This is a genomic window from Bradyrhizobium sp. AZCC 1588, assembly GCF_036924735.1.
In the GTDB taxonomy this organism is placed as follows: Bacteria; Pseudomonadota; Alphaproteobacteria; order Rhizobiales; family Xanthobacteraceae; genus Bradyrhizobium.
In genome coordinates this window covers 6,731,425-6,751,932 of the sequence record NZ_JAZHSC010000001.1, presented here as the reverse complement: position 1 = coordinate 6,751,932, position 20,508 = coordinate 6,731,425, and the positions used below count along the sequence as shown (strand labels likewise).

The window sequence follows — 20,508 nt, the reverse complement described above, 5'->3', positions numbered from 1 at the left end:
CACGAATTCCTTTACTGCTCATAGATTGTCGGAATTGATATCCGGCGGAGGGTTACCGCGTCGCGTCCGCGAGCATCCCGAACACCGAGAAAACCAGCGGTTTTCGCTCCAAATTGTACGCTTCGGTGTCGCGCGCGGCGCGGATGATCTTTTCCCATACCTCCGCCAGCCGTGCAAGGCGGGGCAGATTTGCATTGGCATCGTCGACGCGCAGCTTTTCGCCGATCCAGCGATCGATGCCGTCGATGAAAGCAGCCAGCGCCACCCGGTCGCTGGTGCCCAGCGCATCGCCAAGCGCATGCAGCTCGCGCGGATCGACCTGCGGCAGCGTCGCCAGCAGCGCCGCGACGCGCTGCTGCAGCTTCAGCGCGTCGCCGCCGAGCAGCGTCAGTGCGCGGGACACGCTCCCCTCCGACGCGTCGGCAGCTTCCGACAGCGCGGCATCATCGGGTGCGATGTCGGCGGCTCGCGCCGCCGCGCGCACGACGTCGCCGGTCGCAAGCGGCCGCAGCGGCAGCTTGCGGCAACGGGACAGGATCGTGGGCAGGGCCCGCGCCGGCGAATGGCTGACGAGCAGAAACAGCGATCGGTGCGGCGGCTCCTCGAGGATCTTGAGCAGCGCGTTCGCGGCATTTGGATTGAGCTCGTCGACGGTGTCGACAATACATACGCGCCAGCCGTCGACCGCCGCGGTCGAGCCGAAAAACGAAATCGTCTCCCGCGTCTCATCCACGGTGATGACGGTCCGCATCACGCCGCGATCGTTGAGGCCTCGTTCCAGCACCAGCAGGCCACCATGGGCGCCGGCCGTGATCTGGCGCGCGACCGGATCACCCGGATCGAGCGCCAGCGTCTCGGCGCGCTGCACCGAAGGCAGCAATGGATTGGGATTGGCAAGCACGAAGCGGGCCATACGATAGGCCAGCGTCGCCTTGCCGATGCCCTGTGGGCCGCCGATCAGCCAGGCATGCGGAATGCGGCCGCTGCGATAGGCATTCAGCAAGGCCGTCTCCGCCTCGCGGTGACCGAACAGATCGGCCGTTTCGCGAGGATGTTTGACCGCCGTCTCCTGCTCGACCTTGCGCGCGCTCATGCCGTCCCCGCCGGGCTCGGGACCGCGAACACATGCTCGCGCAGCGCCGTCCAGACGCGGGCAGCGACTGTGTCGGCATCGGCATTGGCGTCGATCAGCACGCAGCGCTGCGGGTCTTCGGCGGCGATTTGCTTGTAGGCGTTGCGCAGGTCCTGATGGAATTGCAGGTCTTCCGACTCGAACCGGTCAGGCACGCCGCTGCCGCGGCGAGCCGCCGCGCGCTGCAAACCAACTTCAACCGGGATGTCCAGAATGATGGTGAGGTCCGGCTTCAGATCACCGATGGTGACGCGCTGCATGGCGTTGAGCACGAGCGGAGAGACCTGGCCCAGGCTTCCCTGGTAGGCGCGGGTCGAATCCGAGAAGCGGTCGCACAGCACCCATGTTCCCTGGCTGAGTGCGGGCTGGATGACGGTGCGAACGTGATCGTCGCGCGCGGCGGCGAACAGCAACGTCTCGGCGTCCGGTCCCAGCAGCTTGCCCATTCCCGACAACACGAGATGCCGCATGATTTCCGCCCCCGGCGAGCCGCCCGGCTCGCGGGTGACGATGGTACGCAGCTTTGCCGCGGCAAGGCGCTCGGCGAGTTTCTTGATCTGCGTGGACTTGCCCGAGCCCTCGCCGCCTTCAAACGTAATGAACTTCCCGCGTCCGGAAGGCCGCTGCAGCGTTGCCTGGGTCATGCTCAGAGCTTCTCTGCGCTCGCGCGGAACACGCCGATGACGAGCTCGCTGACCCCGTCGATTGCACGACGCACGGTCGAACCGGTGCCGATCGCTTCAGCGGCATAGACCGGTGCCTCCACGGCGATATTGGCGCCGCGCCACACCTTGACGACGCCGACCTGCTGGCCGGATTGGATCGGCGCCTGGACCGGGCCCTTGTAAACGATCCGTGCGATCAGTTTCTCGCTTCCGTTCTTCGGCACCATCACCTTGATCGGCTCGGGGCTGGCAAGCTTCACCGAGCGGCTTTCGCCGCCAAACACCTTGGCATAGCCGACCTGCTGGTTGGCCGCGAACAGCGTGCGCGTCTCGAAATTGCGAAAACCCCATTCCAGCATCTTCTTGGCCTCTGAGGCACGATCGTCGGAATCCTCTAGTCCGTTGATCGCGACAATCAGCCTCGTGTCGTTCTGCACGGCGGAGCCGACCATGCCGTAGCCGCCCTCCTTGGTGTAGCCGGTCTTCAGCCCGTCGGCGCCATTTAGCGTGTTCAGCAGCGGATTGCGGTTCTGCTGCCGAATCTTGTTCCAGGTGAATTCTCTCTCGCCGAACAATTTGTACATGTCGGGATAGGCCAGGATCAGGTGGCGGGCGAGTTTGGCCAGCTCGCGAACCGTCATCTTGTTGGCAGGGTCCGGCAGCCCGCTGGAGTTTCCGAAGGTCGATTTCGTCAGGCCGAGTTCGCGCGCCCGTTTGGTCATGAAGTCGGCGGCAAAAATCCGCTCGTTGCCAGCCATGCCTTCGGCAAGCGCCATGCAGGAATCGTTGCCGCTCTGGATGATCGCGCCCTTCAGCAGGTCGTCCACCGACACCTTACTGTTGAGAATGGCAAACATGGTCGAGCCGCCGGCCGGCGCGCCGCCCTTGCGCCAGGCGTTCTCGCTGATCCGATATTCGTCTGTCGGTTTGACCTTGCCCTGCTTGATGGCGTCGAACACCACCTCCACCGTCATCAGCTTCATCATGCTGGACGGTGCGCGCAATTCGTCGGCGTTCTTCTCGAACAGCACGCTGCCGCTGGAAGCCTCGATCAGGATCGCGGTCGGCGCATCGCCATCGAAGCCGCCATCGTCCTTCTTCGGAGCGCCTTGCACGCTGTTGTTGGCGGCATACACGATGCCGCCCCAGCCGACCGAGAGCGCGAAGACAGCGGCCATCAGGCCGCGCCACGGGATGATGGCCGCCGTGTCGGATTTACGGGAAACGGAAGTCTCTGCTGCCATCGGCGATGTCCTGAATCCGTGCGTTCTAACAGTTGGAAGTATCGCAAACAACACAGGTTTTTGGACTTGTGGCCGTGTCGATCTGATTGCGGTGCCGAACGAAGAAACGTATCGTTGCGATGCTGCAATTTCCGGACAAGATACGAAAAACAGGGCGGAAACGCGATGCCAACCTCACGCACTATTTCCGTCAACGGGCTCGACTTCTTCGTTTTCGAACAGGGCCAGGGGCCGCTGGTGCTGCTCTGCCATGGCTGGCCCGAGTTATCCTACTCTTGGCGGCACCAGGTCGGAGCCATCGCGGAAGCCGGTTTCCATGTCGTAGCCCCCGATATGCGCGGGTTTGGCCGGACCAGCGCGCCGGCGGACGTCGGCGCCTACACCATCTTCCACAATGTCGGCGACATGGTTGCGCTGGTGGCGGCACTTGGCGAAAAGCAGGCCGTTATTGTCGGCCATGATTGGGGCGCGCCGGTCGCCTGGCACGCGGCGATGTTCCGGCCCGATATCTTTACCAAGGTGGCGGGCCTCAGTGTTCCGCCCCCCTCTCGCGGACGCGGCCTGCCGCTGGAGACCTTGCGAAACAACGGCATCACCAATTTCTACTGGCAGTATTTTCAGGCGCCGGGCGTGGCAGAGGCCGAGTTCGAGCGCGATGTCGCAGCGACCATGCGAATCGTGCTGGCCGGGCGCGGGTTCTCTGATCCGGCGGCCCACCAATTTGTTCAGGAGGGCAAGGGATTTCTCGCTGGCGCCGATCCTAATCGGCCGTTGCCGGGCTGGCTGACCGAGGCCGACCTCGCCTATTTCGCGGCCGTCTATCAGGAGTCCGGCTTTCGCGGCGGACTGAATTGGTACCGCAATATCGACCGCAATTGGGAACTGACCGCAGCCTGGCAGGGCGCGCAAATCCACCAGCCGTCGCTGTTCATCGCGGGATCGAAGGATGGCGTCATCACCGGGCTGATCGGCGCCAAGCTGGTCAACGAGATGGGGCGCGTGCTGCCGAACTTGCGGCAAAAGCTCATACTCGACGGGGCTGGTCACTGGATTCAGCAGGAGCGGCCCGATGAGGTCAACGCGGCCCTGATCGCCTTCCTGAAGGAGTAGCTATATCTGACGCGTTTTCTTGACGTGAACCGGGCGCCACCCCGGATCAAGTCCGGGGCAGGCTTTCGCTTGAAGACGCTAATCTAGTACAGCCCCCGCCCGCTGAGGACTTCGCTCGGACCGCGTGGATCGACCGGCAGGTAAGCCTGGCGTGGTGCCACATAGCTGGCCTCGTTCTCGTAGGACACGGCGCGCGGATTTTCTGCGGCACGGCCGCGCGAGCGGCCGGAGGCCGACATTTCCGAGGTCGCGTTGATCGAGGCATAGTCCGCCGAGGTATTGCCGAGGCTATAGGGCCGTCCCTCCGGCATCGGCACCTCGCCCCGGATTCGGCCCGCGGACGACGGCATCTCTGGAACAAACGGGCGGGCCGAGGCGACCCGGACCGTAGCCGGGGACGGCGCGGGCTCGCCGGTCCGCAGCGTCGCCAGGAGCTGGCGGTCGTCGGAACCCTCAAGCGGGGCCCGGCCGACATATTCAACCCGCACCCGAGCGACACCATTTGCTTTGAAATCTAGCAGTTCCGCCGCCTTGTTCGAGACGTCGATGAGGCGGTTGCCGTGGTACGGACCGCGGTCATTGACGCGGACGATCAGCGACTTGCCGTTCCGGACATTGGTAACGCGGGCATAGCTCGGGATCGGCAGGGTCGGATGGGCCGCCGTCAGCGAGGTCATATCGAAAACCTCGCCATTGGCGGTCAACCGGCCGTGGAAATCGTCGCCATACCAGGAAGCCATTCCCTCGGCGCGATAGTTCGGGTCCTCTTCCGGCACGTAGACCCGGCCCGCGACGGTGTAGGGCTTGCCGATACGGTAAGTTCCCCCGCCCTTCGGCACGGCCTCTCCGAACGCCACCACGCGGGGGCTGGAGGAGACGCCATATTTGGGATCGATCCGCCTGGCGAATTTGTCCGACGAGGCACAATTGGCAAGGACAAGGCATGTTGCCATGGCAACAGTAACCACGAACTGCCAGAACGATTGTTGTTGGCCGTCGAATCCCCATCACCCCAACTACCATTTCTAGCGGCCGACTGCCTATGTCGAAGCGTTGCGGCCTTACCCCACGATGCGGCCCACCTCCGCATCACATGATGAAGATATCGCAACCCGAACACGGCGGAAATGGGGTCTGGTCCCGCGTGGTGAATGAATGGTTGCTTCGCGCCCCGTCGAACTGGGCGCAACGCTTCGATTCACAGTGTATGCGCCCTTCGTCATAGCCTTCCTGTGCCGCTTTCAGACAATCTGTTGCACCAAATCATCACTCACGACCGATATGCGATTCTGGCCCGTGAATCTTTTTGACTGTGCAACGATGCAGTCGTCTTGTGCGTTGCAGGGGCGCAAAGGATTTGTGCGATGATCGAGACAGTAACAGCGTTGATGGGCCTGGTGAGCGCAGGCATTTTCCTTGCGCATGCGTTTGAAGGCTATCGTTCCAGAGCGTGAGTTTTGAAGGCCGGCGGCGGTAGCCGCCCGGCTTCAGAGAGAAATGGCTCGGTAGTTCCGATCGGGGAATCGGAAAGGTCTAGTAAATTCGGACGAGCATCTGGTGTGGTAGGTATCTGATGAGCAACCACGACATTGTCTCTAACGGATTTCTTGCGCTGGCGACTGCCAGCTTCGTGCTGCTGTGCTCCGGCCTGCTGGCCGTTGCGTTCGGTTAAGCAAACGACCGGCAACACTACCGAGACGATGTCATCCCGGCAGAACTAGCATCCGCCCGACGAACCGCCGGCGAACGCATTACGGCCCATGCTGCACCCATGATTTCCCGGCGCGTATGAAGTGCATCACGCAATGTGCACGCGGCTAGCCAAAGGCAACGCCCTCGCCGCTGGGTTTCTTCCAAAATAGAGGGATGGGATGCACATCGGGGCCATGTTCGCATTGCGTTCGAGCCAGCCCTACGCTAAGCGACTGAAATTCCAGAGCTGGAAGGGTGGCCGAGTGGTTTAAGGCACCGGTCTTGAAAACCGGCGTGCCTGCAAGGGTACCGTGGGTTCGAATCCCACCCCTTCCGCCAGAACTATTTGGATAATGTTGATATTTTTGGGGTCGTGTATGAGTACGTACAATCCAACGTACAATTCGTTGTTGTGTTGGCAATACTAGTCTGCGGATACGTTCTTGTGCGCTGCCTACTCGCTCGACTCTTTCCACGGGACACAGGCTAGGTCAGCCGACACCGTAGGGCTTGTTGAGAAAGTAATCGCGGTTGCCTAGCGCCTTCTCCGCGTACTGATCGATCGCGACGGTGATCGCCTGGACGTGCTGGTAGCAATAGCCTCACGCGCGGCCCGCTGGCGCAGTTCGGCGAGCGCTCTGATCCATTCCGAGCTATCGGCTTTCTCGTCGTACCAGTGGAGCGGCTCCGGCATTTCAATGCTCTCTGGATTGTTCGGACGAGCCCTTCGGCCAGGCGCCCGAGCTGGTCGTACAGGCGAAGGCGTCTGCGAGCCAAGATGTTGCCGAAGCCTGGTTTAAGGAGAACGACCCGGAAGGCGTGGCGTTCGAGTATGAGGTTCTGGAGTGAATCGAGCAATTTCGGTTTGCTGCGATCGTGATCTTAGGTCCAACCGTGAATTGACGATCTCCGTAGTTTTGCGGAAAGAACAGAACAGTACCTCACCCAAATGGGTGAGGTAAGGTCTGCTGCGCTCGCCCGAATAAGAGGCCAGAAGAATCTGGGCTGAAGGCGAAGGGCGCCTTTTCCATAGGAAACTCCCACCAGCATTGACATTGCTTCGACTATCAAAACAAATGCGCCTTTGTATAAAGGGGGATACTATGAAAATTGCGCTCACCGCCCTTCTAGGGTCTTTTCTGACACTTGCGCCTGCAAATGCGGCTATCGTCAGCTATGGTTTCACTGGCGTGGTCAGTTTTGAAGGGTATAGCAATTACAATAGTCCGATTGGATCGGCTTTTTCTGGAGAATTTTCCTACGACGCAGCGGTTGCGCCAACGGCGGTTTTTCCGAATGTCGATGGATCCGGCGCACTGTATCCGGCGCTGGTAAGTTTCTCCGTACAGTTTCAAGGGGTCTCTGCATCTTACACAGGCGCTAGCGGCGCTAGTGTTTACGTGCAGAACGAATCTCCCTTTTCTTCATTCGCGAATGACGTTTTTCAGATAAATGTGGGAAGCAGTTCCGAAATAACCGCAAGCCCAGTAACAGGCCTCACCTATATGACATCGATGAGAATCTACCTCTCAGATGTGACCAGCCAAGGGCTGAGCTCAAGTAGCTTGCCAACCTCGTTTAACCTTGCGGATTTCGGCGACACGCGAGTTATCCTCGATTCCTTCGGAATACAATTGCAGGGGCGCCTCACTACTTTGACGCAGGTGGCCGCCGTTCCCGAACCCTCCACCTGGGCTATGATGATCCTCGGCTTTGCCGGCGTTGGCTACATGACCTATCGGCGTCGCAAGGTCGCGGCACTCGCCGCCTGATTAAGCCTCGATCGCGAATACAGAGACCGCCTTCGGGCGGTCTTTTTGTTGCCGGTCCCTGATTGACTCAACCGGCGCGGGAAGGTGGAATGGGGCTTTGTTGAGTGGAGTTGATTTTATGAGATGGTTTTTGGTGGCGTTCTGCCTGTTAGCATCTGAATTGCCAAGCTATGCCGATACTTTCTTCTACCAGAACGGCAGCTACACGGTTGGTGGCCCGGCATATTATATCAGTCCGTTAAAAAGCACGAACTTCCCAGCACCTCCGGATTTTGCAGGACTTACAAATATTCGCAACGTCCACTTCACGGGCTCGAATACTTTAGGGCAATTCGTTGGGACTTTCGACCAAGGCACCTGCAATTGCGTCGGTACCTCTAAGGCTTTCTTTTACGATGGCACTAGTTACTCGCTTTTTGGCTTTGGCTCTCTGTGGACGATCCCCTACGCGATCAACGATCTAGGCCAAGTCGTCGGAATTGTCGACCAAGGAGCCGGTGCTGGGTTTAGTGGGTTCTTTTTTCAGAGCGGTCAGTTCATCTCTTTAGGTACTCAATACTATCCCGAACTGATCAACAATCAGGGGGCATTTGTTGGATTTGGCGGCCTATACGGAGGCTTCTTCAGTAGCAACGGAGTCTATGTCAATTTGGACCCTCCCGGTTTCGACCACCGAGGATATGTCAGAGTAACGGGCCTGGATGACAGTGGCGGCGTCTATGGCTATTTCGTCAACGCGGCGCCAGCTCCCGAACCTTCCACATGGGCGATGCTGATGATCGGGTTTGCGGGCCTCGGATTTGCCGCCTATCGCCGATCGCGTAATTGATCTTAAATTCATCCAGCGTGACCACTTCCGGCCGCTCCATCGTGCCGGCGACGCGTCAGCCTTTATCATGCTCACCCGCTGCTCTCGGCTCAACGCTGGGCATCTGTCAGCTCGCCATAGGTCCATCAGGTGATCTTCCACGCGATGAGCGCCAAGGATGGTGCTGGAGCCGGATACACCAGCCCCAGCTGCCACGCACATCCCCTCGCTCGCCATTAAGCTACCTGACGCGCCATGAGGTTCGTGGCGATGTAATGCGCCGCGTCGGGTTTGCTCTTGAAGCCGTCCCGCATCAGCTTGTTGTCGGCCGTGCGGATCACAGCCAGGCGCCGCAGCACGTCGCCCGTCGGAGCGGATGGCAAGCGGCAGGCCGCGATCGCGGAACAGCCGCTCGAAGGCCACAATGGCAGGCTCTTCACGCGTAGAATCGAGCGCTTCGCAGAGAAGCAGGAAGCGCGAGGCATGGTCGGTGACGGTCAGCGGATAACAGTATCGGCCATTGCCAAGCTTGAACTCGCCCTTGAAGTCGGCGCACCACAGGTCATTGGGAAGCGTGCCCTGCGACAGCGGCGTGCCGCGCGCACGGTGGCGCGGCCCGCCGCCGCGCTTGACCAGGCCGTGGCGGTCGAGCACCGCGTGAATGGTGCTTTTGGCGGGAACCTTGATGTCGCCGTCGAGGCGACGCACCAGCAGTTCGCGAATCTTGCGAGCGCCCCAGTGTGGCTTCTCGCTCTTCAGCCGGACAATCAGGATCTCGACCTGTTGCGGGAGCTGGTTGGCAAAACGGACCGGCCGCCTGGAGCGGTCGCTCAACGCCTCGAGCCCGTGCTCCTTGTAGCGATCGAAAATCTTGTAGCCGGTCTTGCGGGATATGCCGAACTCCCGGCAGACCTCGGTCATGGCTTCCCCGTCCAGAAGCCGGGCGACAAAGCGAAGGCGCTCTTCCATTACCGAACTCGCTTTCCACGGCATCCACACCTCCCGCAGAACAAAAGCGGAAAGTGTAACCCATGTGTCCGGTACGTTTCGTCACCTATGTCTCGGGCCGCTCACACGTCCCTCCAGATCTTAAGTTGATTTTCGAAGAAGCATCGCAGTGTATCCCAATAGGAGCTTGGAACGCATCCGGTGCGATGTTCCGCAAAATAATCGACCAGATCTCAAAGGACAAAATGAATTCAGCCCTGGGGGACCTCCAGCGGACAAGCGCAAGCCCTTCAACCTGAAGCCGCGCTTGGCTTGGCTCGTCGCAAATGACCTGCTGCCTAAGGAAGTTGAAGCACTAGCTGATGCTGTCCGGGAGGATGCCAACGATGGGGTTATATAACGCGCCATTAGGTCAAGCCGACGCTCTCGACATTCAGGACTTCACCGTGGAATTGCTGGAGGCTCTATTCACTTTGCCTGGCAGATTGAAGGAAGCGGAGGCGCGACGTCGTGCGCAGCGGCGCAGCGGGCAAGGAACGTCCGGGTCGGTCACGCAGGTCCCGGCCCGACCTGCATTTTAGGGCTGTGCCAACAGAATGGAGAGAGACCGCCTTCGGGCGGTCTTTTTGTTTTCCGTGCGGGATTGCGCCGGCAGATGCAGAGCCTGAGTCGCGGCTATCTGGTGTCCGTTTTGAGTGCAAGCTGATATGCCGGCACGCCAGCGCCCCAGCGACAAGGGACGTTCACAGCCGCACTGCATTGACCAATGATTAATAAACTGTAATAATCTATTTAATTTACGAATCCTCGGGCCGACCAGTAATTTTAGTCTAATGAATTAAATGGGGGTGCTTATGATCAAGTCGAGATTCAAGCGAGCTTTGTTGGCGTGCGCGATGTTTGCGGGGCTTGCCGGTGCTTCCACCTCTGCCCAAGCCGTTGTGGTGGAGGCGTTTGCAAACAGCAGCTCGGGCGGCGTCGGCAGCTCAACGGGCTTCTTCCTGACTATCGGTCAGGCATTTACCGTGAATGTTGATATCAATGACCTTTGGAACGCCGGTCCCCTGCCACGCTGGTCGAACGCGGACGGATTAACTGGGAATCGCTTCGCAACTGGAACCGATGAAAGTGGTGAAGTGGCGGGGACGCAAATCGGAGCTGACTTTGGGATTTGGACTCAGGGTGGTCTCAGCGCGGCCTATGGCACATTGGTAGGCAAAATAGGATCCGGTGACTTCTTCGAAATTGGAACATCGTTCGCAGGTATGGCTAATGCGAACGGCGAACTCAAACTCTATTATTGGGATTCAAACAATTTCGATAATACGCAGTTCGTGACGGCCAACATCTCTGCGGTACCAGAGCCGTCCACGTGGGCCATGATGATCCTTGGCTTCGCTGGTGTTGGCTACCTCGCCTACCGCAGGCGTATTCAGGTCGCTCCTACCGCAGCGTGATCAACCAGCCAGCACCGATCAGAATTCCGAGAGACCGCCTTCGGGCGGTCTTTTTGTTTTGGGTGCCTGATCGCGGCCGCCAGATGCAGAGCCTGAAAAAGCTTGCGTTTGTGCCGCGTCGCCGCGGCTTCGGAGGTACGATGATGTCCTCGGAAGGTCGTTCAGGTTGAAGTTCTCGCTATAAACCAACATCGCGAGGCTGGGTTGAAACCTGCTCCCCCGAAAGCGCCTAGCCCGGCAAATCAAGCTGAGCTAGCCTTTAGGTTTTTCAAGGGGGGATAATGAAAAGCCTTCTTAAGACCTTTATTGAAAAGGCCGGCTACGAGATCCGGCGAAAACAGCCGTCGCTGCCGCTGCAGGTGCTGGAAATGCTAGCCGAACAGCGCAACGATCCGACGCGGGACAAGTCGGAGACGCGTTTCTTTCGCTACGCGCTGGAAAATCTGTCGATCTCAAAGTCACAGATCTTCCAAGACCTGTTCGTCCTGCAGACCCTCGAAGAGAAACGAAACGGCTACTTCGTCGAATTCGGCGCGGCTGACGGCGACTTCTTGTCCAATACGGTCCTGCTCGAGCGAAATTACGGTTGGCGCGGCATTGTCGCTGAGCCGGGCCGAAACTCGCATGAGCGGCTCAAAAATAATCGGCGATGCATTATCGACCTGCGCTGCGTATGGACTGAAACCGGTAAAACTCTCACCTTTTCGGAAAATCCCGAGCCGGAGCTCTCAACGATCGCCTCGTTCCGGCCGCACGCCGACCAGGCGCAATCGAGGGAATACGCGGTCGAAACGGTATCGCTGGATAACCTCTTAGAGCAACACAAAGCGCCTGAGCTGATCGACTATCTCTCGATCGACACCGAAGGATCCGAGCTGCAGATATTGCGCGCCTTCAACTTCTCCCGACGCAAATTCAAGATCATCACCGTCGAGCACAACTACCGAGCCTTCCGCGATGATATCTTTCGGCTTCTGACCTCCAAAGGCTATCAGCGCGTCCTGGAGCGCCTGACAATGTTCGACGATTGGTACGTGCTCAACGATCATAGCTGAGCACTTCTTGACGCGCCAAGTCCACGTTGTTCGCGCGGCGGAGTTCAACTCCCGAGGGGCTCGTGATCGATGCGACCGCCCGGAAGATCACGGACGGCTCGAAACCGAAATACGGGAGGGAATTTATTGTCTATTTAATTTTCCAGCTTGCCTAGTTTCGACAAATGCGCAATAAATGATAGATTAATAAAGGGGTACTTTCATGAAGATTTGGACGCCTTTAATTGCAGCCGCCGCGCTTGTGGCAACAATTCAGACTTCCTCGGCAAACATCGTCCTTCAGGACAATTTTGACAGCTCCGTTGCCCAAGGGAATTGGGCCGGTGATGGCATCTTCCAGTCTATTCCCCAGCCCGGTAACGTGCCGGGGCTCCCCTCCGTCGACTTGGTCGGACCGGGATTCTTCGGCCATTTGGCGTATTCAGGCAACTCGGTGGACCTGGATGGATCCACCGGCAGCGGCAACAACCCCGCCGGACAACTGCAGTCTGTCGCCAGTTTTGGTTTGGGCAACTACGTATTGACCTTCTTCCTATCGGGCAATCAGCGCGGTCAACCGCAGCAGACGACGACTGTCAGCCTGGGCGGCCAGTCGTATTCGATTACGCCAACTGAGAACGTGTATAACCAATACACTCTCACCTTCACCGGTGTTTCGGGCCAGCTCCTGTTCTCGGAGTCGGGGCCTTCCAATCAGCAAGGCAATCTTCTTGATGAGGTCGTGCTAACCGCCGTCCCGGAGCCTTCCACCTGGGCACTGATGATCCTTGGTTTTGCGGGTGTTGGCTACATGACCTATCGGCGGAAGCGCCAGGCGACCGCTCTGGGCTAAGGCCGCGGATCAGTTTCTTGGTGAAGCGCCGCCGCCTCAGGGCGGCGTTTCCTTATAAGACATTCAGTTAGTCCAAATCAGCTTTCACGCTCCTTGCTGGGGGAGACATGAGAGACAGCAAACTAAAGCAGATGTCGCTCGACGACCTCTGGGAGCTGCACGAAAGGATCGGCGAAATCCTGAGTGACAAGATCGAGTATGAGAAGACGAAACTCGAACAGAGGCTCGATCAGCTCGCTCGCAGGGTTAGGGAATTTTCGCCGGCAAATCCGCAGCGCCGTACATACCCGAAGGTAGAGGCAAAGTTTCGAAACCCCGATAATCCGTCAGAGACGTGGTCCGGACGGGGCAAAGCGCCGCGCTGGCTCACCAAACTAATTGCCGCTGGAAGAACGCTCGATGAATTTAGGATTCAATAGCTTGCTGCCACAGATCCTCTTGGGACGCGGTCTTTTTCATTTCCGTGGCTCGTGATCGACCGGCAGGATGACCCGCTAGCGACCTAATCTCGAGTCGCGGCGATCTTTTCGCAAGCCTGGGATTTGCCGCCTATCGACGATCAGAACTGGTTTGACGGGCCTCGCCACGCGGGCACCGCGAACTCGTCATCGGACCGTCATAGCGCCCTAGCGAGGCCCGCTCCCCGTCGAAGCCACCCTCTCCTCCGCACCCGGCTCATCATCAGCAATTCGCGCGCCAGCCGGCCCCTTCGAGATCGTCGTATTGGCCGTTCTTGAGCGACCAGAGGAAACCCATCAGGCCGATGGCGCCGAGCGTCAGTGCCAGCGGCACGAGGAATACCAAAACTTCCATCAGCAAAACTCCCTGGCGGCGCGATGCGCGCGCAGCGCATTCAAGATCACCAGCAATGACGAACCCGACATGGCGGCGGCAGCGCCAGCGGCGTGGCGAGGCCTGCGATTGCGAGCGGCACGGCAAATAGGTTGTAGCCTGCTGCCAGCCAAAGATTCTGCCGCATCAACCGCAGCGCTTTCCGCGCGAAGCCGATGGCCGCGACGACGGGTGCAAGGCGATCGCCGAGGAATACCAGATCGGCGGTCGCCTGGCTCAAATGGGTCGCGCTGACCGGTGACATCGAGACGTGCGCGGCTGCGAGCGCCGGCGCGTCGTTCATGCCATCGCCGACCATCAGGACCTTGACGCCCTGCCGCTTCAATTCCTCGATGCGGGCAATCTTGTCCGCCGGCGTGACGGCCGCGCGCCATTCATGAATACCGAGCTGTTCGGCCGCATAGCGTACGGCTGGCTCGCGATCGCCGGACAGAATCTCGACTTCAATCCCGGTCTTGAGAAGCGTGGCAATGGCGGCCGCCGCATCGGGGCGCAGGCGCTGGCGCACGGCGAAGACGTGCCGCGTCTCGCCGTGGGCAAAAAACCTGGCGCGACACGGCATCGACGTCGTGCTCGACAAGGTCGACGCCGACGGCCGGCCGATCGGCGAGGTGCTCGAAGCCTATACGGCATCACATCGGGTCGACGTTCTCGTGATGGGCGCCTATGGACATTCGCGATGGCGCGAGTTCATCCTCGGCGGTGCCACCAAGACCCTGCTGTCGAAGCCGCCGCTCCCGATCCTGTTTTCGCACTGATGGCCAACCGCAGTGGTCGATCCCGCACACGGCGGCGTAAAGGCGCATGCCAGTGCGCTGACGACAACTAAAGCTTCAGCCTGACGTTGCAGATATCGTGCTCCTGCGGGTCCGACTTCACCTCGAAGCCGAGGCTGCGGCACATCGCCAGCATCACCGTGTTTTCGGTCAGCACGTCGCCGGAAATCGCCTTCAATCCTTCGGACTTTGCATACTCGATGATCATCTGCATCAGGGCCCAGCCGAGCCCCCTGCCCTTGAGATCGGATCGGAGCAGGATCGCGTATTCGCCGCTCTCATAGATCGAATCCGAATGGATTCTGACCACCCCGACCAGTTCGTTGGTCGCCTCGTCGAAGGCGACGAAGGCCATCGCCCGGGCGTAGTCGAGCTGGGTCAGGCGGGCGATGAATTCATGGGAAAATTCCTTCATCGGTGCAAAGAACCGGAGCCGCAGATCCTGCATCGTAACGTGTTTCAGCATCTCGTGGATCGCCGGCTCGTCCTCGGGCCGGATCGGACGGACGAACACGCGCCAGCTGTCCTTGACCTCGATGTGACGCTGCCATTGCGAGGGATAAGGCCGCACGGCAAAATTCGCAGGGCCCGAGCCACGAAACTTTCGTTCCACGCGCCCGATTACAACCCGCGCATCGACCGCCAGCACGCCCGCCTCATCCGCCAGCAGCGGATTGATGTCGAGCCCACGGATATCGGGTATGTCGGCGGCCATTTGCGCCAGCTTGACCAGAACCATTGCGACTGCGTCCTGCTTCACCGCCGGCACGTCGCGATAGGCGCGCAATAACCGCGAGACACGGGTACGTTCGATCAGGCTGCGCGCCAGTTGCAGGTCGAGCGGCGGCAGCGCCAGCGCCTTGTCATTGATGATCTCGACTGCCGTTCCGCCACGGCCGAACACGACGACAGTACCAAACGTCGGATCGTCGGCGAGGCCGAGAATGAGCTCGCGCGCCTTCGCCCGCACCACCATCGCCTGCACCATCACGCCCGATATGCGCGCCTCCGGCCGCAGCGATCTTGCCCGCGCAAGAATCTCGCTGGTCGCCTTGCGCACCGCATCGGCGCTGGTGAGATTGAGCACCACGCCGCCAACATCGGATTTGTGGACGATGTCCCGCGACATGATCTTGAGCACGACGGTCGCCCCCTGCGCAAAGATCGCATTCGCATGCGCGACCGCCTCTTCGGCATCGGTGGCGGCAAATGTAGGGACGGCCGCGATATCGTAAGCGTCAAGGAGCCGCTTGACCTCGATCGGATCGAGCCATGAACGGCCGTCGGCCAGCGCCGCGGCAACGATCTGCCGCGCTGCATTGATATCGGGAGCGAATTCGCTCGGCATAGCGGGCGGAACCTGCGCCAGCGCTTCCACCACCTCGCGATGGCGGACCAGATGCATGAAGCCGCGCACGGCGTCGTCTTCGGTCGGATGGTTCGGAATGCCGGCCCCGCTCAAGAGATCGCCGATCGACGGCTCCGCGCCGACCCAGACCGCGAGAACGGGCTTCGGCGCCGTGCGCTGCCCGGCGCGATCTTTCTGCACCACGCCGGTCACGGCCACGGCGATTTCGTCGGCGCGCGCAATCGCCGTCTGCACGTTCATCACCAGCACGGCGTCGTTTTCGGGATCGGCCAGCAACGCCTCGAGTGCTGCGGCATAGCGCGCGGGATCGGCATCGCCGACGATATCGACCGGGTTCGATTTCGACCATGTCGGCGGCAAAACCGCGTCCAGCTTCTCGCGGATCGCCGACGAGAGAGCCGCAGGAATACCGCCGAGCTCGACCAGCCGGTCAACCGCCAGCACGCCGATGCCGCCGCCATTGGTCAGAATCGCAAGCCGCTTTCCAGGCGGCGATTTGACCCGCCCGAGCGTCTCGGCGCAGTCGAACAATTCGCGCAGATCCGATACGCGCAGGATGCCGGCGCGCGCAAATGCAGCGTCGTAGACGGCATCAGCCCCGGCCAGCGCTCCGGTATGGGTTGCAGCGGCCCGCGCGCCTTGCGCCATGCGGCCTGACTTGACGACCACGACCGGCTTTATTCTGGCGGCGGCGCGTGCGGCCGACATGAACTTGCGGGCATCTTTGATCGCCTCGATGTAGAGCAGGATGGCGTGGGTCTTTTCATCCAGCGCGAAGTAATCGAGCAGATCGGCGATATCGACATCGAGCTGGTCACCGATCGAAACGATGCCGGAAAATCCGACGGCCCGCTGTGCCGCCCAATCCACCATGCCGGCGGCAATGGCGCCGGACTGCGAGATGAGCGCTAGATGGCCCGCGGCCGGCATATGTGCGGAAAAGCTCGCATTGAGACTGACGCCGGGCATCATGATGCCAAGGCAATTCGGGCCGATCAGCCGCATGCCATATTTTTGCGCGGCTCGCTCCGCTGCTTCCGCGAGCGAGCCCGGACCGTGGCCGAGCCCAGCACTGACAATGACGGCGCCGGCCGCGCCGCGCCGACCCGCCTCATCTATCAGGCCGGCGATGGTATGGGCAGGCGCAGTGAGGACAACGAGTTCCGGCGCAAAAGACAGTTTTGCGATGCTGTCTGCAGTCGCGACGCCATCGATCTCGTGATAGCGCAGATTGACGAGGCCGAATTCGCCCTTGAACTGGGCCTTGCGAATATTGTTGAGGATGGCGCGGCCTACCGAGCCGTGGCGCGGGCTGGCCCCTACCAATGCGACGGAATGCGGCGAAAGCAAATTTCTCAGACGATAGGTGGACATCGTTCTCCAGTACCGGCAGGTCGCGCCTACTGTGAGCCCAGACAGATGTTCAGCGCAATGTGACGTTTGCGCGACAAGCTGGCCAGGAACTAGCTAGCTGCGATGACAAATCGCATTCAGCTAGGTGGTTGATCCGGGATCAGTGGCGAACGTAATCTCCAGGCGCCTCTGGCAGATCCTTTGCTTGCGCAGTTCCAGTGCCCATGTGCGGCGGCTCCGACAGCTCGCCGGATCGCGCGCAGAGCCACCTCGTCCATTCAGGCCACCACGATCCTGCGGTTGACGGCACCGTGTTCAGCCATTCATCGGGGCCGACATAAGTTGCGTCCGCCGCCTGGGTCTTGACCCGATACGTATGCCCCGGCTCGCCGGGTGGCGCGACGATCCCCGCATTGTGGCCGCCGCTGGTGAGAAGAAAGGTTACGTCGGCATCGACTTGATAGTGGATCTTGTACACGGACTTCCACGGCGCGACGTGATCGCGAAGGGTGCCCACCACGAACATCGGCGTATGAATATCCGACAGCGAGATCGGCTTGCCCTCGACAAGATGTCGCCCACTGGCAAGGTCATTGTTGAGGAACAGCTTGCGCAGATACTCCGAATGCATCCGGTATGGCAGCCGGGTGGCATCGGCGTTCCAGGCCATCAGATCGCTCGGCGTCGCCCGCTCCCCCATCAAATAGTCGCGGGTAAGCCGCGACCAGATCAGATCGTTGGAGCGCAGTAGCTGAAATGCGCCTGCCATCTGCGTGGTGTCGAGGACCCCGCGCTCCCACATCATGTCTTCGAGGAATGCAACCTGGCTTTCGTTGATGAACAGCGTCAGCTCGCCGGCCTCGGTGAAATCGGTTTGCGCGGCCAGCAGGCTGACCGACTTCAGCCGGTCGTCGCCGTCGCGCGCCATGGTAGCGGCGGCGATCGACAGTAGTGTTCCGCCAAGGCAATAGCCCAACGCATGCACCTGACGGCCTGGCGCAATATCGCCGATCGTATCGAGCGCCGCTTGAACGCCGAGCTTTCGATAGTCGTCAAAAGCGATCTCGCGGTCGGCGGCGTCAGGGTTGCGCCACGAGATCATGAACACGGTGAAGCCTTCGCCCGTGAGATATTTCACCAGCGAGTTCTGCGGTGACAGATCGAGAATGTAGTATTTCATGATCCAGGCCGGCACGATCAGAATCGGCTCCGGATGCACTTTTTCGGTAATCGGATAGTACTGGATCAACTCGATCAGCTCGTTGCGGAACACCACCTTGCCGAGCGCCGTGGCCACGGTTTCGCCCACGGCGAAATCTTCGGTCGTGACAGGGCCAAGTCCCGCCGACACCAGGCGGATCCAGTCGCTGCAGAAATTTCGCCAGCCGCGCACGAAATTGTTGCCGCCACTCTCGAACGATCTGCGTAGCACATCCGGATTGGTCGCAGCAAAATTGGCGGGCGACATCACATCCAGCATCTGCCGGATCGAAAACTCGACGATCGCCTCGTTCTGCTTCGCCACACCGCGCACGCCCATAGTCGAATTGCGCCACCATTGTTCGGCTAGCAGAAAGGCCTGCGCCATCAGATTGAACGGCGGGTGGTCCCAGTCCGGCCGGCTGAAGCGCTTGTCCTGCGGCTGCGGCTTGATCAGCGACCACGGTGCTTGCCCGGGTGCGAAAAAGCGCTGCGCGGTTTCGAGAACGCGATTGGTATCGACCAGGGCTTCCTGCGCAATCTCGATCCGTCGTTGTGGCGACCAGGCGAGATGCAACAGCCAATCCATATAGGCCAGCAACAACGCGGCCGGTGAAAGGCCGCCGCTCAGGCGCGCCAGTATGGCATGCAGGGCGCGGTCGGCCTGGTATGTTTCGATACCACGCGCGCCTTCCGTCGGCGGCAAGACCTGCAGTTCGACCGGTAGGGCCGGTTGCCGGTCATCGCCCTGTTCCGCTTCATTGGGACGAAGCGGCAAGACGGCAACTTCCGCCGGCGGCAGGGGCGATTTCAGGTGCATGCTACTGGCCGATCAGTTCAACGATCGGCCGCTGATCAAATTCGACGTGGCCGCGATCATCCGCTCGCCATGCCTGAACAGCCGTTCGGAATCGCGGCGGAAGAAGTCGAGCTGATGCTGGCCGCATTCCTGGCACATCGTCCTGAGGTCCCGCACCGAATGCGCGCTCGCCATCTTCGCGACGAACTCCGTGTACAAGTGCATCTCGGTCCGTGTTCGCTCCAGCATCTCGTCGCCGAGAAACATCCATTCCTCGAACATCATCTTCTGGACACCGAGCATGAACTCCAGCGCGCCCTGGTTCAGTTTGGTGGCTTCTGCTTCTGCATTTGCTGCCGCTGGAAAGGAACCGGAAGCGGCCCGCTCAGACAACGCTGACATGACAAATCTCCGATTTCTGAATTTCCGCCGAAGACGATACTGCCCGGCTTCGGATCGAACATTGAGGTCCATCAAACTGGCGTTATTGCGACCGCAGCACCGCCGCAAGGACATGAGACAAGGAACTCACGGAGACGAAAGGTCACATCCCCTGCCCGGCTGAAATCAGTGCGACATCAGCACCGGAACGGTCATGCACTCGAACATGCTGCGCGTAACACCGCCCAGAATTCGCTCCTGCAGCCGCGAATGGCCGTAGCCGCCCATTACCAGGACGCCGATATTGCTTTCGGCGGCGACCGACAGAATGGCGCCCTGAACGTCGCTGTGATCCGTGATCAAACGCTGCACCCGGGCCGCAATGCCGCGCCGCCCCAGATGCGCAACGAGCTGGTTCGAGGAGGCTTCACCCGCCTCCTCATTGACCGCTATCACGGTCACGGCCGTCGCGCCCATCAGAAATGGCATAGAGTCGCGCAATGCGCGGGCTGCAGGACGGCTGCCGTCCCAAGCGATCCCGACATGGTGGGCATCGAGCGGCCCCTTGTGGATGTAGGGAACCATTAGCATCGGCCCGCCGGAATTGAACAGGATCTGCTGCGGAATCTCGTTGTCGTAGCTGGCCTTCACGGGGTCCGGCTGCAGCACGATCGTCATGTCGTAAAGGCGGGCAAGCGCCCCGATCGTCTGGCCGGCTTCGGCGGGAATCGCCGTGAAGGTCCTGGTGCCGTAGGCGATGTTGGCGAGCTTCGCCTCGATCTCGAATACGCCGATTGCGGCATTCGCCCGCTCCTGGGCACGCTCCTGTTCGGCCCCCATCACGGCGGCAACGGCGGCGCCGCCGCCTTCGGCGATCATCCCGGCGGCGCTCATCGATTCATAGCCGATGGCTACGGCATCGAGATGCGACCGCCGCGCAATGGTCAGGGAGACAGCGACGTCAATCACCGGCCTGACCGGGCGCTCGGAGGGAATATGAACCAGAATATTCCTGAACATCGCCGTTCTCCCATGCATTGGCGAGGGCTTACGGCCCATGTCC

At 60.4% G+C, this 20,508-nt stretch carries 13 protein-coding genes, 1 tRNA gene and 6 pseudogenes; 9 read left to right on the top strand and 11 right to left on the bottom strand.

The window, feature by feature from the left end; genetic code table 11:
- Positions 1-52: 52 nt before the first annotated feature.
- The 3 genes from V1277_RS31495 to V1277_RS31485 are packed head-to-tail and all read right to left on the bottom strand — an operon-like array spanning position 53 to position 2,975.
- Positions 53-1,093, bottom strand: coding sequence for a DNA polymerase III subunit delta' (locus tag V1277_RS31495; protein WP_334419610.1), 1,041 nt, complete (start codon positions 1,091-1,093; stop codon positions 53-55).
- Positions 1,090-1,776, bottom strand: a complete 687-nt coding sequence (gene tmk, locus V1277_RS31490; RefSeq protein WP_334419609.1) for a dTMP kinase — start codon at positions 1,774-1,776, stop codon at positions 1,090-1,092. Before tmk ends, V1277_RS31495 begins: the two co-directional genes overlap by 4 nt.
- Before the next feature lie 2 nt (positions 1,777-1,778).
- Positions 1,779-2,975 (bottom strand): D-alanyl-D-alanine carboxypeptidase family protein, encoded by a 1,197-nt coding sequence (locus V1277_RS31485; protein ID WP_334420502.1) that lies wholly within the window; start codon positions 2,973-2,975, stop codon positions 1,779-1,781.
- A 231-nt stretch (positions 2,976-3,206) separates the two neighbouring features.
- Here V1277_RS31485 and V1277_RS31480 point away from each other — a divergent pair, with 231 nt between their 5' ends.
- Entirely contained in the window at positions 3,207-4,151 is a 945-nt protein-coding gene (locus tag V1277_RS31480) for an alpha/beta fold hydrolase (protein WP_334419608.1), read from the top strand.
- Positions 4,152-4,234: 83 nt separating this feature from the next.
- Here the strand turns inward: V1277_RS31480 and V1277_RS31475 are convergent, their stop codons facing one another.
- Complete coding sequence (locus V1277_RS31475) at positions 4,235-5,104, bottom strand: septal ring lytic transglycosylase RlpA family protein (protein ID WP_334419607.1); 870 nt, start codon at positions 5,102-5,104, stop codon at positions 4,235-4,237.
- Positions 5,105-6,092: 988 nt separating this feature from the next.
- On the opposite strand from V1277_RS31475, the gene V1277_RS31470 reads away from it, so the two are divergent.
- From V1277_RS31470 to V1277_RS35135, 3 genes are all read left to right on the top strand, one after another.
- A tRNA-Ser gene (locus V1277_RS31470) sits at positions 6,093-6,182 on the top strand.
- Between the two features lie 764 nt (positions 6,183-6,946).
- Positions 6,947-7,615, top strand: a complete 669-nt coding sequence (locus V1277_RS31465) for a PEPxxWA-CTERM sorting domain-containing protein (protein ID WP_334419606.1) — start codon at positions 6,947-6,949, stop codon at positions 7,613-7,615.
- Between the two features lie 118 nt (positions 7,616-7,733).
- Positions 7,734-8,444 carry a PEP-CTERM sorting domain-containing protein gene (locus V1277_RS35135; protein WP_442894542.1) on the top strand — a complete coding sequence of 237 codons (711 nt, stop codon included), beginning with the start codon at positions 7,734-7,736 and terminating at the stop codon, positions 8,442-8,444.
- Positions 8,445-8,750: 306 nt separating this feature from the next.
- Here V1277_RS35135 and V1277_RS35130 read toward each other — a convergent pair.
- A pseudogene (locus V1277_RS35130) lies at positions 8,751-9,416 on the bottom strand (helix-turn-helix domain-containing protein); the annotation flags it as partial.
- Between the two features lie 1,307 nt (positions 9,417-10,723).
- On the opposite strand from V1277_RS35130, the pseudogene V1277_RS35125 reads away from it, so the two are divergent.
- The 4 genes and pseudogenes from V1277_RS35125 to V1277_RS31440 all read left to right on the top strand — a co-directional run.
- Positions 10,724-10,828 (top strand): annotated as a pseudogene (locus tag V1277_RS35125) (PEPxxWA-CTERM sorting domain-containing protein); the annotation flags it as partial.
- Between the two features lie 281 nt (positions 10,829-11,109).
- Entirely contained in the window at positions 11,110-11,883 is a 774-nt protein-coding gene (locus tag V1277_RS31450) for an FkbM family methyltransferase (RefSeq protein WP_334419603.1), read from the top strand.
- Between the two features lie 733 nt (positions 11,884-12,616).
- A pseudogene (locus tag V1277_RS35120) lies at positions 12,617-12,715 on the top strand (PEPxxWA-CTERM sorting domain-containing protein); the annotation flags it as partial.
- 107 nt (positions 12,716-12,822) lie between these two features.
- Positions 12,823-13,134 carry an H-NS histone family protein gene (locus tag V1277_RS31440; protein WP_334375385.1) on the top strand — a complete coding sequence of 104 codons (312 nt, stop codon included), beginning with the start codon at positions 12,823-12,825 and terminating at the stop codon, positions 13,132-13,134.
- 207 nt (positions 13,135-13,341) lie between these two features.
- On the opposite strand, the pseudogene ccoS reads toward V1277_RS31440, so the two are convergent.
- Positions 13,342-13,528 (bottom strand): annotated as a pseudogene (ccoS, locus tag V1277_RS31435) (cbb3-type cytochrome oxidase assembly protein CcoS).
- Positions 13,528-14,081, bottom strand: a pseudogene (locus V1277_RS31430) (HAD-IC family P-type ATPase); the annotation flags it as partial. The pseudogenes ccoS and V1277_RS31430, both read right to left, overlap by 1 nt.
- 13 nt (positions 14,082-14,094) lie before the next feature.
- On the opposite strand from V1277_RS31430, the pseudogene V1277_RS31425 reads away from it, so the two are divergent.
- Positions 14,095-14,325 (top strand): annotated as a pseudogene (locus V1277_RS31425) (universal stress protein); the annotation flags it as partial.
- Between the two features lie 67 nt (positions 14,326-14,392).
- Here V1277_RS31425 and V1277_RS31420 read toward each other — a convergent pair.
- The 4 genes from V1277_RS31420 to V1277_RS31405 all read right to left on the bottom strand — a co-directional run bounded on the left by V1277_RS31420 (position 14,393) and on the right by V1277_RS31405 (position 20,465).
- The gene (locus V1277_RS31420) at positions 14,393-17,086 is read right to left on the bottom strand and encodes a bifunctional acetate--CoA ligase family protein/GNAT family N-acetyltransferase (RefSeq protein ID WP_334419599.1); all 2,694 of its coding nucleotides are present in this window, start codon (positions 17,084-17,086) and stop codon (positions 14,393-14,395) included.
- A 139-nt stretch (positions 17,087-17,225) separates the two neighbouring features.
- Positions 17,226-19,085 (bottom strand): PHA/PHB synthase family protein, encoded by a 1,860-nt coding sequence (locus V1277_RS31415; RefSeq protein ID WP_334419598.1) that lies wholly within the window; start codon positions 19,083-19,085, stop codon positions 17,226-17,228.
- A 12-nt stretch (positions 19,086-19,097) separates the two neighbouring features.
- Positions 19,098-19,466 carry a hypothetical protein gene (locus tag V1277_RS31410; protein ID WP_334419597.1) on the bottom strand — a complete coding sequence of 123 codons (369 nt, stop codon included), beginning with the start codon at positions 19,464-19,466 and terminating at the stop codon, positions 19,098-19,100.
- 165 nt (positions 19,467-19,631) lie between these two features.
- Positions 19,632-20,465, bottom strand: coding sequence for a universal stress protein (locus V1277_RS31405; protein WP_334419596.1), 834 nt, complete (start codon positions 20,463-20,465; stop codon positions 19,632-19,634).
- Positions 20,466-20,508 lie beyond the last annotated feature (43 nt).

What these genes read in the sequence shown, in the direction of transcription:
- V1277_RS31465 (WP_334419606.1), top strand. Translation starts at nt 6,947, where the DNA reads ATGAAAATTGCGCTCACCGCCCTTCTAGGGTCTTTTCTGACACTTGCG.
- V1277_RS35135 (WP_442894542.1), top strand. Translation starts at nt 7,734, where the DNA reads ATGAGATGGTTTTTGGTGGCGTTCTGCCTGTTAGCATCTGAATTGCCA.
- V1277_RS31495 (WP_334419610.1), bottom strand. Translation starts at nt 1,093, where the DNA reads ATGAGCGCGCGCAAGGTCGAGCAGGAGACGGCGGTCAAACATCCTCGC.
- V1277_RS31485 (WP_334420502.1), bottom strand. Translation starts at nt 2,975, where the DNA reads ATGGCCGCTGTCTTCGCGCTCTCGGTCGGCTGGGGCGGCATCGTGTAT.
- V1277_RS31475 (WP_334419607.1), bottom strand. Translation starts at nt 5,104, where the DNA reads ATGGCAACATGCCTTGTCCTTGCCAATTGTGCCTCGTCGGACAAATTC.
- V1277_RS31480 (WP_334419608.1), top strand. Translation starts at nt 3,207, where the DNA reads ATGCCAACCTCACGCACTATTTCCGTCAACGGGCTCGACTTCTTCGTT.
- V1277_RS31420 (WP_334419599.1), bottom strand. Translation starts at nt 17,086, where the DNA reads ATGTCCACCTATCGTCTGAGAAATTTGCTTTCGCCGCATTCCGTCGCA.
- V1277_RS31450 (WP_334419603.1), top strand. Translation starts at nt 11,110, where the DNA reads ATGAAAAGCCTTCTTAAGACCTTTATTGAAAAGGCCGGCTACGAGATC.
- V1277_RS31405 (WP_334419596.1), bottom strand. Translation starts at nt 20,465, where the DNA reads ATGTTCAGGAATATTCTGGTTCATATTCCCTCCGAGCGCCCGGTCAGG.
- V1277_RS31415 (WP_334419598.1), bottom strand. Translation starts at nt 19,085, where the DNA reads ATGCACCTGAAATCGCCCCTGCCGCCGGCGGAAGTTGCCGTCTTGCCG.
- V1277_RS31440 (WP_334375385.1), top strand. Translation starts at nt 12,823, where the DNA reads ATGAGAGACAGCAAACTAAAGCAGATGTCGCTCGACGACCTCTGGGAG.
- V1277_RS31410 (WP_334419597.1), bottom strand. Translation starts at nt 19,466, where the DNA reads ATGTCAGCGTTGTCTGAGCGGGCCGCTTCCGGTTCCTTTCCAGCGGCA.
- tmk (WP_334419609.1), bottom strand. Translation starts at nt 1,776, where the DNA reads ATGACCCAGGCAACGCTGCAGCGGCCTTCCGGACGCGGGAAGTTCATT.